At 29.7% G+C, this 16,098-nt stretch carries 19 protein-coding genes; 6 read left to right on the top strand and 13 right to left on the bottom strand.

Annotated elements, in window-relative coordinates; genetic code table 11:
• Window positions 1–132 precede the first annotated feature (132 nt).
• The 4 genes from HMPREF3125_RS06185 to HMPREF3125_RS06200 all read left to right on the top strand — a co-directional run bounded on the left by HMPREF3125_RS06185 (window position 133) and on the right by HMPREF3125_RS06200 (window position 2,945).
• The gene (locus HMPREF3125_RS06185; RefSeq protein ID WP_017638403.1) at window positions 133–1,005 is read left to right on the top strand and encodes an undecaprenyl-diphosphate phosphatase; all 873 of its coding nucleotides are present in this window, start codon (window positions 133–135) and stop codon (window positions 1,003–1,005) included.
• A 224-nt stretch (window positions 1,006–1,229) separates the two neighbouring features.
• The gene (locus HMPREF3125_RS06190) at window positions 1,230–1,913 is read left to right on the top strand and encodes a hypothetical protein (protein ID WP_070452549.1); all 684 of its coding nucleotides are present in this window, start codon (window positions 1,230–1,232) and stop codon (window positions 1,911–1,913) included.
• A 6-nt stretch (window positions 1,914–1,919) separates the two neighbouring features.
• Window positions 1,920–2,366, top strand: coding sequence for a YaiI/YqxD family protein (locus tag HMPREF3125_RS06195; protein WP_070452552.1), 447 nt, complete (start codon window positions 1,920–1,922; stop codon window positions 2,364–2,366).
• A gap of 12 nt (window positions 2,367–2,378) precedes the next feature.
• Window positions 2,379–2,945 (top strand): LOG family protein, encoded by a 567-nt coding sequence (locus HMPREF3125_RS06200; protein ID WP_070452554.1) that lies wholly within the window; start codon window positions 2,379–2,381, stop codon window positions 2,943–2,945.
• A gap of 72 nt (window positions 2,946–3,017) precedes the next feature.
• On the opposite strand, the gene HMPREF3125_RS06205 is transcribed toward HMPREF3125_RS06200, so the two are convergent.
• From HMPREF3125_RS06205 to HMPREF3125_RS06220, 4 genes are all read right to left on the bottom strand, one after another.
• The gene (locus tag HMPREF3125_RS06205; RefSeq protein WP_029056437.1) at window positions 3,018–3,563 is read right to left on the bottom strand and encodes a GNAT family N-acetyltransferase; all 546 of its coding nucleotides are present in this window, start codon (window positions 3,561–3,563) and stop codon (window positions 3,018–3,020) included.
• 116 nt (window positions 3,564–3,679) lie between these two features.
• Entirely contained in the window at window positions 3,680–3,976 is a 297-nt protein-coding gene (locus HMPREF3125_RS06210) for a hypothetical protein (protein ID WP_017638408.1), read from the bottom strand.
• 251 nt (window positions 3,977–4,227) lie between these two features.
• Window positions 4,228–4,518, bottom strand: coding sequence for an SA0632 family lipoprotein (locus HMPREF3125_RS06215; RefSeq protein ID WP_070452558.1), 291 nt, complete (start codon window positions 4,516–4,518; stop codon window positions 4,228–4,230).
• A gap of 69 nt (window positions 4,519–4,587) precedes the next feature.
• Complete coding sequence (locus tag HMPREF3125_RS06220; protein ID WP_017638410.1) at window positions 4,588–5,031, bottom strand: GNAT family N-acetyltransferase; 444 nt, start codon at window positions 5,029–5,031, stop codon at window positions 4,588–4,590.
• A gap of 128 nt (window positions 5,032–5,159) precedes the next feature.
• On the opposite strand from HMPREF3125_RS06220, the gene HMPREF3125_RS06225 reads away from it, so the two are divergent.
• Complete coding sequence (locus tag HMPREF3125_RS06225; protein ID WP_017638411.1) at window positions 5,160–5,849, top strand: DUF1129 family protein; 690 nt, start codon at window positions 5,160–5,162, stop codon at window positions 5,847–5,849.
• 113 nt (window positions 5,850–5,962) lie between these two features.
• Here HMPREF3125_RS06225 and HMPREF3125_RS06230 read toward each other — a convergent pair whose 3' ends face one another.
• The 9 genes from HMPREF3125_RS06230 to HMPREF3125_RS06270 form a co-directional block, all read right to left on the bottom strand.
• The gene (locus tag HMPREF3125_RS06230) at window positions 5,963–6,451 is read right to left on the bottom strand and encodes a DUF456 domain-containing protein (RefSeq protein WP_029056435.1); all 489 of its coding nucleotides are present in this window, start codon (window positions 6,449–6,451) and stop codon (window positions 5,963–5,965) included.
• Between the two features lie 6 nt (window positions 6,452–6,457).
• Complete coding sequence (locus HMPREF3125_RS06235) at window positions 6,458–7,666, bottom strand: sugar efflux transporter (protein WP_017638413.1); 1,209 nt, start codon at window positions 7,664–7,666, stop codon at window positions 6,458–6,460.
• A 41-nt stretch (window positions 7,667–7,707) separates the two neighbouring features.
• Window positions 7,708–8,562, bottom strand: a complete 855-nt coding sequence (locus HMPREF3125_RS06240) for a LysR family transcriptional regulator (RefSeq protein ID WP_017638414.1) — start codon at window positions 8,560–8,562, stop codon at window positions 7,708–7,710.
• An 84-nt stretch (window positions 8,563–8,646) separates the two neighbouring features.
• Window positions 8,647–9,252 carry a ribonuclease FAU-1 family protein gene (locus tag HMPREF3125_RS06245; protein WP_017638415.1) on the bottom strand — a complete coding sequence of 202 codons (606 nt, stop codon included), beginning with the start codon at window positions 9,250–9,252 and terminating at the stop codon, window positions 8,647–8,649.
• A 302-nt stretch (window positions 9,253–9,554) separates the two neighbouring features.
• Window positions 9,555–10,034: a cupin domain-containing protein gene (locus HMPREF3125_RS06250; RefSeq protein WP_017638416.1), complete on the bottom strand. Its 480-nt coding sequence runs from the start codon at window positions 10,032–10,034 to the stop codon at window positions 9,555–9,557.
• Window positions 10,034–10,750, bottom strand: coding sequence for a YebC/PmpR family DNA-binding transcriptional regulator (locus HMPREF3125_RS06255; RefSeq protein WP_026083539.1), 717 nt, complete (start codon window positions 10,748–10,750; stop codon window positions 10,034–10,036). The genes HMPREF3125_RS06250 and HMPREF3125_RS06255 overlap by 1 nt, the downstream gene beginning before the upstream one ends.
• A gap of 191 nt (window positions 10,751–10,941) precedes the next feature.
• On the bottom strand, window positions 10,942–11,301 hold the full coding sequence (locus tag HMPREF3125_RS06260) for a transcriptional regulator, SarA/Rot family (protein ID WP_046466428.1): 360 nt from the start codon (window positions 11,299–11,301) through the stop codon (window positions 10,942–10,944).
• A gap of 112 nt (window positions 11,302–11,413) precedes the next feature.
• A complete protein-coding gene (locus HMPREF3125_RS06265) occupies window positions 11,414–13,597 on the bottom strand; it encodes a helix-turn-helix domain-containing protein (RefSeq protein ID WP_070452560.1) in 2,184 nt (727 codons plus the stop codon).
• A 281-nt stretch (window positions 13,598–13,878) separates the two neighbouring features.
• Window positions 13,879–14,523, bottom strand: coding sequence for a Bax inhibitor-1/YccA family protein (locus HMPREF3125_RS06270; RefSeq protein ID WP_017637229.1), 645 nt, complete (start codon window positions 14,521–14,523; stop codon window positions 13,879–13,881).
• 377 nt (window positions 14,524–14,900) lie between these two features.
• Between HMPREF3125_RS06270 and HMPREF3125_RS06275 the strand changes: the two genes are divergently transcribed.
• Complete coding sequence (locus HMPREF3125_RS06275) at window positions 14,901–15,725, top strand: LysM peptidoglycan-binding domain-containing protein (RefSeq protein ID WP_070452563.1); 825 nt, start codon at window positions 14,901–14,903, stop codon at window positions 15,723–15,725.
• Window positions 15,726–16,098: the final 373 nt, after the last annotated feature.

The following is a 16,098-nucleotide window of genomic DNA, read 5'->3' on the forward strand; positions in this document are numbered from 1 at the left end:
ACGACAAATCTTTCTCATACTTTGGTCTAGTGTTATTACTATTTGTAGCGTGCTTTGAAATGAGTATGCTATTATTATATGGTGAATTTGAAATAGTCAAAAAAACATTTAATATATGAAAGTAGGTACATTATGTTATTACTTGAATTAATCAAGGGGCTTATTTTAGGTATCGTAGAAGGTCTAACTGAATTTGCTCCTGTTTCCTCTACAGGACATATGATTCTTGTTGATGATATGTGGTTAAAGTCCACTAAATTTTTAGGTGAGCAATCAGCTTTCACTTTTAAAGTTGTTATTCAATTAGGTTCTGTATTTGCGGCAGCATGGGTGTTCAGAGAACGTTTCTTTGAAATATTACATATTGGGAAACATCAACCTGAGCAACAAGCGACTACTGGACGTCGTTCAAAACCAAAAAGATTGAATTTGATGCATGTTTTAGTAGGTATGATTCCAGCTGGTATTTTAGGTTTCTTATTTGATGATGTCATTGAAAAATATTTATTTAGTGTACCAACAGTTATGATTGGTCTTTTCCTAGGCGCAATCTACATGATTATCGCTGATAAGTATTCTGAAAAAGTAACTCATCCACAAACTGTAGATCAAATTAATTATTTCCAAGCATTCGTTATTGGTATTTCTCAAGCCATTGCTATGTGGCCAGGGTTCAGTCGTTCTGGTTCAACGATTTCAACTGGTGTCTTAATGAAAATGAACCATAAAGCGGCATCTGACTTCACATTTATCATGTCAGTACCAATCATGCTTGCAGCAAGCGGATTATCTTTATTGAAACATTATGAATATATTCATTTAGCGCATATTCCATTTTATTTATTAGGTTTCTTAGCTGCATTTATTGTAGGTTTAATAGCAATTAAAACATTCTTACATCTTATTAATAAAATCAAATTAGTACCTTTTGCAATTTATCGAATTATATTAGTAGTTGTCATAGCTATCCTTTATTTCGGTTTTGGTATAGGTAAAGGTATCTAATTAAACATTTTTAAGACTAATTACCGTTGAGAACAAGTTACTTTTCTCAACGGTTTTTTTCTTACTTAACATTAATAAATAATACAATGTTAATTTTAAATCACGCCCTTCAACAAAATTATCTTTCAAACCAAATTTCGTACATTATTGTTACCAACAGTAGTTTATTTTCATGTATCATAGGGTATGGATAAAAATAGTAAAAATTAATGGAGGCAACGAGTATGGACAAAAAGAAACTCATAAAAACAGCAATTAATGTTTTACCTATCATCATCGTTCCGTTAGTCGTAGAACGTAAAAAAATAAAAGATCATCCTGATGTTAAAAAAGCGACTGATGCTACATCTAGAGCAGCATCTAAAACAACATCTGCTATTTCTAACAAGACTTCTGACGTTAAGACATACGTTGGTGACAAGAAACAAGAATTTGATAATAAACGTGAATTGAAAAAAATCGCTAAAGAAAATGACCCAGCTTATATTGAGAAAAAAGGCGAAAAGTTAGCGAAGCAAAATCGCAAAGAAGCAGACAAAATGGAGAAAAAGCTTCAAAAAAATATTGAAAAACGTCACAAAGAAGAAGATAAACTACGTGAAGAAAACGAAAAACAACGTATTAAAGATATGAAGAAAACTCAAAAATACGAAGAAAAAGTAGGATTAACACCAGGTAAGCTTGATGAAAAAACTGAGAAAAAAGGCGAAAAGTTAGAAAAAGAAAATCGTAAAGAAGCTAAAAAGATGGAGAAAAAGCTTCAAAAACAAATCGAAAAACGCCATAAAGAAGAAGATAAACTACGTGAAGAAGCCGACAAATCTAGAAAAAAAGAATTTAAAAAATATAAAGATTACACAGCTAAAAGTGTAGTTAAACAAAATAAAGAAAATAATAATGAGGCTTAATCTTTCATGACACGCATTATTATTGACGGAGATGCTTGTCCAGTTGTTAATTCAGTGATTGATTTAACACAAGGGACAGGCATTTTTGTTACAATTATACGTAGTTTTAGTCACTTCTCAAATCAAATTGAACCTAAACATGTAAATACTGTCTATGTGGATGATGGCCCTGAATCGGTAGACTATAAAATTGTCCAATTATCATCTTCAGAAGATATCGTTATTACACAAGATTATGGTCTGGCTAGTCTATTACTCAACAAAGTAAAGTATGTCATGCACCATAAAGGATTTGTATTTAGTAATGATAACATTCAGCAATTGCTAGACCAACGTTATATTAATGCTCAAATTCGTAAGCAAGGAGGCAGACATAAAGGACCTCCCCCATTTACGAAACAGGATAAACAACACTTTGAACAACAATTTAATAAGCTTTTACATCAACTTTAATGGAGGTACATAATGAAGAAAATTGCAGTTTATTGTGGCGCAAGCAAAGGTAAAGATGACACATACGTTAAAGAAGCATATGAGCTAGGTAAATATATGGCAGAGCAAGGTTACGAATTAGTTTTCGGAGCTGGATCTGTGGGTATTATGGGCGCTATTCAAGATGGCGTTTTAGACCATGGTGGTAAAGCTATTGGTGTAATGCCAAAAATGCTTGATGAAAAAGAAATTACTAGCCAAAAAGTAAGTGAACTTATTTTAGTGGATTCAATGCATGAAAGAAAAAATAAAATGACTGAGCTTGCTGATGCTTTTGTTATGGCTCCGGGTGGTGCCGGCTCACTAGAAGAATTCTTTGAAATGTATAGTTGGGCTCAAATTGGTATTCATCAAAAACCAATTGGCGTATACAATATCAATGGTTTCTTTGAACCATTACAAGGGTTAATCGATCATATGATTAAAGAAGGATTTATTGATGAAAAATATCGTCAACTCGCTCCACTCTTCGATACTAAAGAAGCGTTACTTGAAGGTTTACTCAATTATAAACCTTTAGGCGTTCGTACTTATGATTAAATAATTTCTGTTAAAACCAAAATACCCCACTAGAATTTATTCAAAAAATAATTTCTAGTGGGGTTACTTCAATTATTTATCTAAATCAATCACATATCTCACATGTCTTTTCAAAGGATGATACTTACTCAAGTTAGGGAATTCAAAATGATCATAAAATGACATTCCTATTTTTTCCATGACTTTTCTTGAAGATAGGTTTGTTTCAGCAGTAAAACTATAGACTTTAGAAATGTCTTTTTCTTTAGCAAATTTAAGTACCGCTTCTGCACCTTCAGTGGCAATACCATTTCCCCAAACTTCAGGAATCAGACGCCACCCTATTTCATAAAGTGGTAATTCTTTAAATGGATACTCACTATCTTTAGGAATATAGTTTAATCCTATAAAGCCAAGCCATTCATTCGTTTCTTTCAGCTCTACTGAGAATAGACCAATACCATAATCTTTAATAATTTGGTCCATTTTTTTCATATCTAATTCAGAACGACGATAACTCAATAAACTTGGGAAATATCTTCTGACTTGTGGGTTAGCATTCATTTTTTGAAAAGGTAATAAGTCTTTTTCTTCCCAATCTCGTAATTTCAAGCGCTCAGTTTCAATATAAACAACCATTTTTTACACTCCATTACTACGTAAATACATCATTATATACATTTTATAATAAAATTAACGCGCTATGAAACAGTAAGATTCACATCGCGCTATAATTCGTTTATTAAAATTTTGATTTAGCTTTTAGTTATATAACTGATAAGTTCAATATTAACTGGAATTTCTTTTAAATGATCACGTTGATTTTTTGGTGCTGTAAATGTAGCATCAATAAAATCATTCTGATGATCTAAGTGATATGTTGCAACAAATGTATCTGTATCTGATTCAAAATTAGGCAAGTGCGCAATTACACGTTTAATTTCACCTGTAGAATCAACAACATGTCTACCTGTAATATTTTCTAATTCTCTACCTAATTCTGGTAGCGTTAGCGCTTTTCCCTCTAAAATACTAAAATCTTGTTCATGCATGGCTCTTCTCTCCTCTTCACATTTTTGAAAATGATGACAATAATCATATTAATCTTTATAGTTTATTTTTATTATATATATTTATCCATTACGATACCCATTTTTTTCGTATATCAAACTTTACGTTCAAGACGATATTAAGTTGATATTTTAATCATATCATATTCTATTCTGTTGAAGATGATGCTTTTGATTAGATTTATTGCTGGTTCTGTTCTGATTTAAAATTTGTTACTTCTTTAATTTTGTTCTTAATTAGAAGATGTTTTATTCTTCTCGCTTTTATTAGTATCCTTATCATCACTATTATCAGAACTAATTGATTGACTTGAAGCAGAGTTATCAACTTCTTTTTGTAATTTATCTTGTTTATCTTTTAAATCGTCTTTTTGTTTATTTAACTTTTTCTTTTGTGATTTTAATGATTTGTTTTCTTTTTCTAATTTATCTACACTCTTTTCTAATGTCGCTTTCTCCTGACTTTTGCCACATGCGGATAACATTAGCGTTGCAGATAAAAATAATACAATCCACTTTTTCATGTTAAACTCCTTTAAAAACAGTTATAAATATAATTCATTTTATCATGAAATAATAATTTAATCATTTTTCTACTTTAAATCTTTCTTCATTTTAATATGTGTATCTTCATAGCCTATTTGGTGATTCAAGTTTAACATAGCTTGATTTTTCGTATTTATTGTACTTTGTATTGTTTGGGCCCCTTCTTTCATGGCCCAATCTTCTAGTGCTAACTTTAATTGTCGTGCAAAACCTTGACGCCGATATTTAGGATATACAAACAATAATTCAATTGTCACAACCTTAGTTTGTTTTTCAAAATGCCCCCAAATTAATGCTTGTAGTTCTTGATTATCTTCAATTATTAATATCATATCTTGGCAATGCCGTAATCTAGCATTAATCATTTCAATTCTTAATGCAATCGATGTACTTGTTGCTTTATAATTTGCTTCTTGAGATTCTAATAATTTTTCGTGTATCGTTGCTACCTCGTTAATTAACTTTTGATTACTCAAATTCAACTGTCTCATCATTTACTCCTGTATTTCATATTATAATCATTGTATTTCTATGGTATGATTAAGCATAATAAAATTATCAATTTAATGTATTGGTAAGTCTTACTTAAAATTATTTTTAAAGGAGCGCTTATGCACTCATGAAGTCTACAGCTCAATTAGCTAAAGAGAATAATGTGAAGTCTTTACGTTTAAATAATACGGATAGAGAAATTTTTGAAAACTACATGATATATATTCGTTCTGATTTAAGTGTAAACCCACATGATTCAGAAGTGATGTTGAATCGCATATTAAAACACTTAATCAGTGCAGAAGGTAAAGGTATGTTAGCTATGGAATTCTTTAACCATAATCCTAAAATGCATGCCAAAAAGCAATTAAAAGAACTTCCAAATGAAACAGTAAAGAATATCTTTAAATATATTTATCAACATTTCGTATTACTAATTGGTATTTTCTGTTTCTTAAAAGGGTTTATAGGTTTCTTTATTGGTGGAGATAGTAACTATCTTTATCTATATACATTTCCTATTACAGTGATAGTTGGCTTATTTATCATTTTCTTATTTATATGGATGATATTTAAAACGATTCAGTTACAATGCTTTAATAATTCAAATTGGGTATGGTTATTAACTTATGCCGTAATTGCGCTATTAATTGTCGCATTGTTTTATGTATTTTTTATACCTCAATCCTTTTTAGCATTTGGTCCTTATATCAATGTTAGTAATTGGTCATTTATTATTATTTCCGCCATTATCACACCTATTTCATTTTATATTGATCATCACTATTTTAATAAAAATTCAAATACGATTATGTAATGTTCACGAATTGATGGCCACATTTTCTAATTGAATTTAACATCTTTGAAATAAATAAGAAGGCAATTTCTACTAATAATTATAGAAATTGCCTTCTTATTTATTTATTCTCACTAATTTAATATAAAAACATCTACAATAAACCATATCACCATAATAAACATCACAATAGCTTGAGCAATTGTACTGGCTAAAAACGCAATAATCGATCCACAGCTTACTTTAATCGCTTTTTTCAAATCATACCCTTGTATTAACTCGATAATAAGTACAAGTACAAACGGTACAATGATAATACCAAATGGCGGAACTACAAAGCATCCAATGATCACGCCAATAATAGCCCCATATTCACCAAATTTAGATCCACCATATTTTCCAACAAAGTATTTATTCATTAGAAAATCAGCTAAGAATATCAAAATGGTAAAAATAACCATTGCGATATAGAACACCCAAGATAACCTTCCGTTGTGAAATCCAAATTGATAAATAAGAAAACCTACCCATAAGACTAAAACTGAAGGAATGACCGGTTTAACTAAACCGACAAAAGCTAAAATAAATGCAATTGTAATTAAACTCCATAATAATACCGTCATTATTAACTACTCCATATCTGATATAGTAATTTTTTGATCTTTCGTTAAAAAGATTAATATAATCCCTAAGAACAATGATCCTGCTGACACATAGAAAACATTTTCCAAGCCAACCCATCCACTCATCATACCACCTAATAAGTTACCACATAACTGCCCAATAACCATTGCGTTGGCAAATAATGTTGAAGCATAACCTGGGAAATCCGGTAAAATATCTTGGAAGTAGCTTATGCCAATTCCTAATAATATAGCTAAGAAAAAGGCTAAAAATAATTGACCAATCAACATCATATAGAAATTTTTAAATAAACTAATACTAAAATAGAAAGCCCCGCCGAATATACCACCATAAATAAGTAACGTACGTGTCGGGAGTTTTGTAGATAATACGCCTAAAACGACCATAAAAGGTACTTCTAAACCTGCACATAAACTTGCTAAATAACCGACGTAGCCTTCCTTTTCGTGAAGATAATCAGTTACGAATAAAGGCATGTTCATTGTATACATCCATTGTCCAATATGTAATAAAATAAAAGCTAAAAACGGGATCAATAGTGTCTTATCTTTGAACATATTAGGCGCTACCTTCTCAACGTGTTGTTGTTGAGTAATAGGTTGTTTGATGTTTAAATTTTTATAGAAGAACACTTGTAAAATTAATGTAAATAAAATAATAGAAACTGTTCCGCCAAATAAACCTGAGTAACCATTCAATTCAATTAGTTGCGCGCCAATAAATGGACCAAATAAGAAGCCTAGTGAGAACATTGAACGTAATACTGTATTAGCAAATTTAGCATTTTTACGCGAACTTGAAACGTTAATAGATTCTCTCGCAGATGCATAAAGTTGTGGCATTGCCGGAGCGAATAAACCTTGGAATAAAGCATAAAGGATTATAAATAATAAGATATCTTTTACAAAGAAATAAATGGAAAAGCTAATTGCTCCCATCATTAATGCTGTAATTATAAGATATTTTCTATTTATGTTATGAGTATCTGAAAATCTTGCAATAATCGAATTAACTGTAAATTGGCTTATAGCTGCTAATGCTAGTAACACACCATACTGTTTGGTGGTCATACCTAAATCCTTTGTCGCAAACAAAACAAGGTAGGGTACTGTTACAGCGATACCCATACCTAATAACAACATGTTCAAAACAAACAACTTATAATTCTTTATATATAGTAATTCTTTAAACATATGACTAACCTCTATTCATTATATGAATCAACTCATCTTATTTAACGTATAAAGTTCAACATTAAATTAACAAATGAATCTACTTGTGGTAACTGTAACATGCTTTGATCATAACTCATATAAGTCGAACGAATAAGTGGATCATTATCAATCGTCACTTTTTCAAATCCAAACATATTTTTATCAATATTTTTCATCATTATTTCAGGTAATATAGTTACACCCACACCACTAATTAGCATTTCTTTACAAGTGGCAACTTGGTCAACGGTAATGGTCGCATGATAGTCTTGTTCTAAATTATCGTTATACCATTGTTTAATTTGATTTATATAAATTGGGTCAGCTTGAAATTCTATAAAAGGCAACTTTCCAACCTCTTCACGTCTATCTTTAGGATAGATAAAATAATGATCGTCATTAAATAAGTGTGTGTTGGATAAATTCATGACTTTGTTTCCTCTAGTAATCATGACGTGATAGTCTCTATGATTTGCCTTAATTTGTTCAGTAGACCCAACTTGTACCTGAATTTCAACATTAGGAAATTGAGTATTATATAAGCTTAATACTTCTGGTAATAGTGTTTGACCTATTAAAGAAGAACAACCAATAGAGATCGTTCCGTTAACTTCCCCAATATGCGCCTGCATTTTATCAAAGAATAAACGCTCTCTCTTTAACATATCGCGTGCATGTTCAATAATCATTGCACCTTCAGTTGTTGTTATGAGTTGCTTTTTCGTTCTAATAAAAACGTCTACACCAAATGAACTTTCAATTGCTTTTAACCGTTGTGTGACAGCTGGCTGTGAAATATATAATATTTCTGCTGCTTTACGTAATGTTTTTGTTTCGTCTAATGTTATTAATAAACGATAATCATCAATTTTCATAGTGTCCCCCTAAAATATACCGTTTCCGTAAAATCCTATAATCAATGATGTTTGTTATATTTATTTTGTTTGAGAAAATCATTCTTATTTTTTATCGTGTTGTTTAACTCGCTGTGGCTTTTTATTTTTAAATGGATGATTGTGTTTATTTTTCTTATATTTTTGATTTATTTTGTGATAACATTTCATAACTTTACTTTGAACATCATCAAAGTTTTCAACTATTTCAATCATTAATTGATGTGCAATAATATATGCTTCATGATATTGTTTTTGGCTAATTTGCCCATTTTGTAATGCAAATAATAAATCATCTTCATCAACTAACTCGTATGAACCATCAGGTAATACCAATACATCTAAGCATAAATCTAGAGTACGTGCATTTCCTTTTTGAGTAATATTTTTAATATTGATATCAAAATAGTATTCTAATGGATTCCCCTTATCATCAAACATAACGGTTAAACTATATCTCTTTTTTTCCGGTAATATTTGTAACCATTTATAATTATCATCTGCGACTATTATATTTTGACCAACTACCGTCACCTCTAAAGGTTCACGTACTTTCTTCATCGTGACCAAGCCTATAATACCTTTAAATCTATTATTATTAACTTTAACCTCTGTATATTCTCTCTCGATCAGGCGACGCCAGTGACGTTTGTCTATATATTTTACTTTCACAGTCACCAACTCCTTGTTTTCATTATATAAAAATGGTTCTATTATGTCATCATATGCTAAATTAGGTCATATTTTCGTGAATTCATTTAACTATATTCTACTACATATCGAGAAAATTTACTTTAAAACGACTAAATTACTATGATTTAATTTAATATGAATCCTAATATATATAATGATTACACATAAATATCAATTTTACATTATTCATATTTACAATATTTTGTTAATTAAAAGTATAAAAAAAGATACCTATGTGAACTAATCTATTTCACATAGGTATGCTGAATGCAATTATTTAATTATTTATGTTTTAATGCATATTTATCTATTACAGTTTGATGTTCAGGATACATTTGATTTAATTCATTTCTTTCAAACAACTCAAATTGTTCATATTCAAATGCCGGCTGACACATACAACCTACTAAACAAAATCCTTCATCATGTTCAAGTGAAGATGCGAATATTGTTCTTTTTGGAACTGTATATTGCATTACCTCACCATCTTCTATATTAGGTCCTAACTGCACAGATTCATATTTACCATCAGGTGTAATCATATGAATCGTTAATGATTGACCATCATGATAATACCAAACCTCATCTGCATCTATACGATGGAAATGTGAAATATCATTGGGTGTTAACAAAAAGTATATACTGCTAAATGCAGCTCTATTTGTCTCTGTTGATGGTTGACGTATACTTTCTTTGAAATAACCACCTTCTGGATGAGGGGTTAAATTCAACGAATCAATCCAATACTGTGCGTTTTTCATTATTTTAAATCCACATTATGGAATACATTTTGAACATCTTCCAAGTCTTCCAATGCATCTACAAGTTTTTCAAAAGTTTCTTGGTCTTCTGGTGATAATTCAATATCTGTTTGAGGTAACATTTCAAACTCAGCAACTTTGAAATCTTCAACACCAGATTGACGTAATGCATCTTGAACTTGAGCAAATTGATCTGGTTCCGCATAAACAATTGTTAAACCATCATCATCAATGACATCTCTAACATCAACATCTTGTTCCATTAATTCTTCTAATACTTCGTCTGCTGATTTACCTTCAATACCGAAAGTAGCAGTATGGTCAAACATATATGCTACTGATCCAGATACACCCATATTACCGCCATTTTTACCAAAAGCAGCTCGTACGTCTGAAGCAGTTCTATTCACATTATTTGTAAGCGCATCAACAATAATCATTGAACCACTAGGACCAAAACCTTCATATCTTAACTGATCATAGTTTTCTTCTCCAGCACCTTTAGCTTTATCTATTGCTTTATCAATGATGTGATTAGGTACTGAATATGTTTTAGCACGTTCTAATACTAAACGTAAGGCTTGGTTAGATTCAGGATTGGGTTCACCTGATTTAGCTGCCACATATATTTCTTTACCGAATTTGGCATATATTCTACTTGTATTTTTATCTTTTTGAGCCTTTTTTTCTTTAATATTATTCCACTTACGTCCCATTATGGTCATCTCGCTTTCATTCTCTATAATTAACATTCTATATTATACATGATTTTTAGTCGTTAATATACCTCTTACATTGTATCAATATATCATTAAGAATAAACCTCACCGTTCATAAAGTACAAAGTAAAATAAAGCATAAAAAAAATTAGCTCCTATCAATTAGGAACTAACTTATATGTAGAATTCTAAATATTTAAATATTCTTCAACATCATCGAATAAAGCATTAAATTCTTTCATGTTGTCTTGGTTCATATATAAATATATTTTTCTTTCATCTTCTGTCGATCTGACTTTATTTAACTTACCTTTTTCAATCAGTTTACGAATTGATACTAATAATTTAGTTCTACTCAATTCTAATTCTGAAATAGCAATTTTTAAAAATGTTTGCATTAACATTTGATCTTTTTGACAATTTTTTTCTGCCAAGTCTAGTACTGCTAAATCATTAAGAGTCAATTTATATTTTTGATCTATATATTCAGACAATGCTTTATATTGTTTATAAAATTCAAATAACTTTTCTAACTTTTCTTTATTCAAAAGACTTGCACCCCCAAATATAAACAGACAACATATAACAACATTATCCTAAATATCTAAAAATCTGTCTTTCCTATTTGTTTTTAATCTGTTGTCAAAATTACCGATAAATTTAAATTGAGTTGTGCAATGTCTTTTTCACTTTATATTCTTCCTTGAAAATTGTAATCATATAAAATGAATTATAGCCTAAGTTAATTTCTAGTGAACATTGGGTAAAATCATGTTCAATAATTTCAATTTTAGGTTTAAAGTAGTAATCAACTGTATCTAAAAATTGACTCGTCCATTCATACTTATTTCTTAAATCTTTTGAAATTAAATGATTAAGATTGCCGCTATAACTATTTATCTTTCCTATGAAAATTAAATGGTTTTTATATGTTGGCATTTCATTGAAACTGATATATACATTGCTATCTCCGTACTCTTCGTCAGCAGATTCATTTTCGATGACTCTCCAATCGTATAAATACAATACATATCGATCTTCTAACTCTACTTTCTTATAGTAGCTAGCATCCACAAAATCTCGATTAAACAAAATAGATATTTCATTAAATATTAATCCAAATGTCGTCTTAAAACCTTTTGCATCAAATAAATGCAATGCATTAAAATGATTGGGATTATGAAATAGATTGAAACCTAAACCTGTAAAAGATTCTGTTAAGGACGATATTGTTTCAATGATTAAAGGAGCACTATTACTTAAATCATTATGCTTATCATTAATTAACTGATGATTTTCTACATTTAATAAAAACATCTTCTCTTTCACAAAATCAACTTCATTTATTATTGCCTTTAGATTTTTTATTTGAATTTCATTTTTTAATAATAATCTTTCATTTCCCTCTGTTAAGTAAGAGGTAGTTAGTTTCGCATTATCAATAAATAGATATTCAAATTTTAGTCTTTTAATTTGAGATTCTATTGCTTTAAGCATCACTGGATCATCTATTAAACATGATATATCTAAACCGATGACATGATTAATATTTAAATCCTGAAACTTAATAATATCTTTATAGATTTCACGAATTTCTTTATCATCCAAATTAAAGACTGAAATAACTTCGTATGGATAAGGTATGTCCTGCTTACTATTCTTAAGTTTGAGTAGCACATCGCTAAAACAAACACCTATACTATCGATAACTTTATAACTATCAATATTAAAAGCGACTCTCAACCCTTTTTTGATAATAATTTCTACAATATTTCGTTTATCTTCATACGTCATTTCATTACAGATTTCTGAAAGTGTAGGAACGATATAAAAAATAACTTCTGTTCTTGAAAATTCAAATTTATCTAACTTGTTATAAAGGAAGGTATATTTTAATTCTTCTATCGTTTGAATTTGAATCACGCTTTGAAACGATTTAGCTTTCTTTATCTTTCCTTCATCTAATTGTATATCTTCATATTTTTCGATCTTATGTTGTTCTACTAATTTTTCAATATAAGGTTTTAAAGATTCTGAATCTTCATCAGTATCTATATTTATCTTAAACATAATATTCTTATCATATTTTGAAAGTTTTCGATAATCGTTAGGTGTCACACCTAAGTACCCTTTGAACATTTTTGAAAATGTTGACATACTACTAAATCCTAAAATGTCACTAATATGACTAATCGTTTTATTAGTTGTTAGTAATAACTCAATTGATTTGTTAATTTTCAGAGTATCAACATATCTTTTGAAGCCCATACCTATTAATTGATGAAACTGGGAAGAAATATTTGATTTTGATGTGAAAAGTTCAGTAGAAATATCTTTTAATGTCAGTCTTTGTTCAATATGGTTATCTATATATTCTAATTCTTCTTTCAAATCATTATAATACGTATAATTATATTGATCGATTGCTATACTCTTATCAACTTTTGCTTCTGTACCTATAATCTGAACTATTTTAGTCGTTAATTCGTCAAGTACCTCTCGATAGTCTTCATTAATATTTCTAAGTACTAACTGTAAAACTAAGTCTTTAAGTTTATTAGAAGATTTAATCAAATTGGCTGTATATTGAAAATCAAAAAATGAAAAATTTTGTTCAGCGAACCAATCACTGGTTAAATAAAGCATAATAACTTTGCCATTAGTATTTAAACTAAATACATCAGCATTGTTAATAATATAGATCTCGTTATTAATCGTCTTTTGTTTACGAAATTTTTGAATATGCATATCACCTTCTATTGGCCAAAATAAAATAATACCATCCTGGCACCTTGTCGTTGGATATTCGACATTAGAAAGTATACGCAAGTAAGAATTTGGCATAACTCTCCCTCTCTTTTCTAGTAAAACCAATACATCTTCTAAACTTAATTATTATTCTAAATTCTTAATCTAAACAATTTAACGCAATTATAACATGCAGACAAAAAATATACTTGTTTATATATCTATAAATAATTAAGTAATAAAGCAATATAAATATATTTAATAAAAAAAGATGTGACGTTTATTTCCTTATAACTCATATTAAAGAATAAAAAGGAATAATTTTGAATCAAAACAATGAGTATCACGTCAACATCTTTGTCTTAAATGGTATTTTTTTATCGAAATCGATTTGCCAATCTTAATATATCTTTAATGATATTTAATAAGTTAATAAACAAATTGAAACCCATTTCCCTTGGAGAAAATTGTCCTCGTTTCATTCTATTAAAATCATAAAGTGTATATAGTAGAAATAATAATAAGCTTACTACTGTAATAACTGTGTGAAAAATTGGATTATGAATGAATATTCCGATAATACTTGCAATAATAAGCGCTAATAATGTGACAAATAAATAACGTCCCATACTAGAAGCATCATTAATTAGAAAGAAACCAACAATACCAAAGGCAATAAATGCACCAATTGCTAATATAATATTCTTATAAAATACGTCTGGACCAAGGTTTTGTAAATAACTTGTGAACATGGCATATGATAAAAGACCTAATATAACAGCATATATATGAGAAATGACAATGCCATACTTACGTGCACGTTGGAATACTAAAGTGATTAACACTAAGACCATTAAGGCTAAAGATAAAGGTCTTCTCCATTCCATTGGTAAGTATTGTCCGAAATAACATCCTATTCCGAAGATAATCCAATAATACATAAAGAATAGCCATACTTTTGCATATGCATGTGACCGTTGTTTATCTTTTGTTTTACTTGTGTGCTGTGTAGTTTGTGACATATGGTTTTGCTCCTTCATGTAATGTTTACATTAATGCGTTGATTTTACATTTATAAATTATCTTTAAAACGCGACAATAACTAAATCGATAGAATTAGTCAACATTCTATACTAATTATACACTTTGTTACAATTTATCAAACTTCTATATTAAAATTTTCATTTAAAAATCGTCTTCAAAACTGTCGTATCAGCATTTATTGTTTAAAAATAATTCAATTTCTAATTGTTAACAATATTACAAGATAATAACAAACCACACAAAGCCCTATATTTTTGTTAGTATGGGTAGCGTAGTGAAAAACGAAAAAGCAATTATACATAGTAATCATTCATTTCTATGCTAATAATTAAAGCAAATTTAAGGAGGAGTCACTTTGAAAAAGTTAGCCTTTGCAGTAACAGCCGCTTCAGGCGCAGCAGCAGCACTTTCTCACCACGATGCCGAAGCTTCTACTCAACATAAAGTTCAGTCAGGAGAATCATTATGGACTATTGCTCAGAAATATAATACTTCTGTTGATAGTATAAAACAAAATAACAATTTAGATAATAATATGGTATTCCCTGGACAAGTCATATCAGTAGGTGGAAGTGCTTCTCAAAGCTCTAATTCAAACACTTCTTCACAATCTGGTTCACCTTCAACACATACAGTAAAATCTGGCGAATCATTAAACATTATTGCTAATAAATATGGCGTATCAGTAAATGAATTAATGTCAGCGAATAACTTAAATGGTTATTTAATTACACCAAACCAAACGTTAAAAATTCCTAATGGTGGTTCAGGTGCAGGTGGCGCTGGTGCTGGATCTGGTAGTGCTACTGCTACTACAGGCAATACAAGCACACAATCACCTTTTTTCAATCACCAAAACTTATATACTGAAGGACAATGTACTTGGTACGTCTTCGATCGTCGTTCTCAAGCCGGTAAACCTATCAGCACATACTGGTCAGATGCTAAAAACTGGGCTACTAATGCAGCTAATGATGGTTATCAAGTAGACCATTCACCTGAAGTAGGCGCTATTATGCAAAGTGTTCCTGGCGTTTATGGTCATGTTGCGTATGTTGAACGTGTTAATGGTGACGGTAGTATCTTAATTTCAGAAATGAATTATACTAATGGACCATACAATACAGATTACCGTACAATTCCAGCTTCAGAAGTATCAAGCTATTCATTTATTCATTAATTAAATACTTAAATATTGATATATATTTATAAAACTACCAACAAAGTTTAATTTTTGTTGGTAGTTTTTTTGTCTTATCTTAATAGATATACAATTATTATGAAGTTGATACATAAAGTTCTAATGCTTTGGAAATCAAATTAACGTTTTCCAAAAGCAGTAGTTCCCTTAGAAGAGACCTAACATAGAGTATTCTAAAGAGAAATGCTGCAAGCAACGCAAGTTGAGCATACTTCTCAATTCGACAATATTTAAGAAACATCACAAATATCCACGTTGAATAAATCGTTTTGTAAGAACTACTACCCCATAGTATAAATATTAGTTCTTAATCATCATTCATTTCTTCTCTAAATCTAATACCATTTGTCCT

Source organism: Staphylococcus sp. HMSC13A10 (assembly GCF_001808005.1).
In the GTDB taxonomy this organism is placed as follows: Bacteria; Bacillota; Bacilli; order Staphylococcales; family Staphylococcaceae; genus Staphylococcus; species Staphylococcus pasteuri.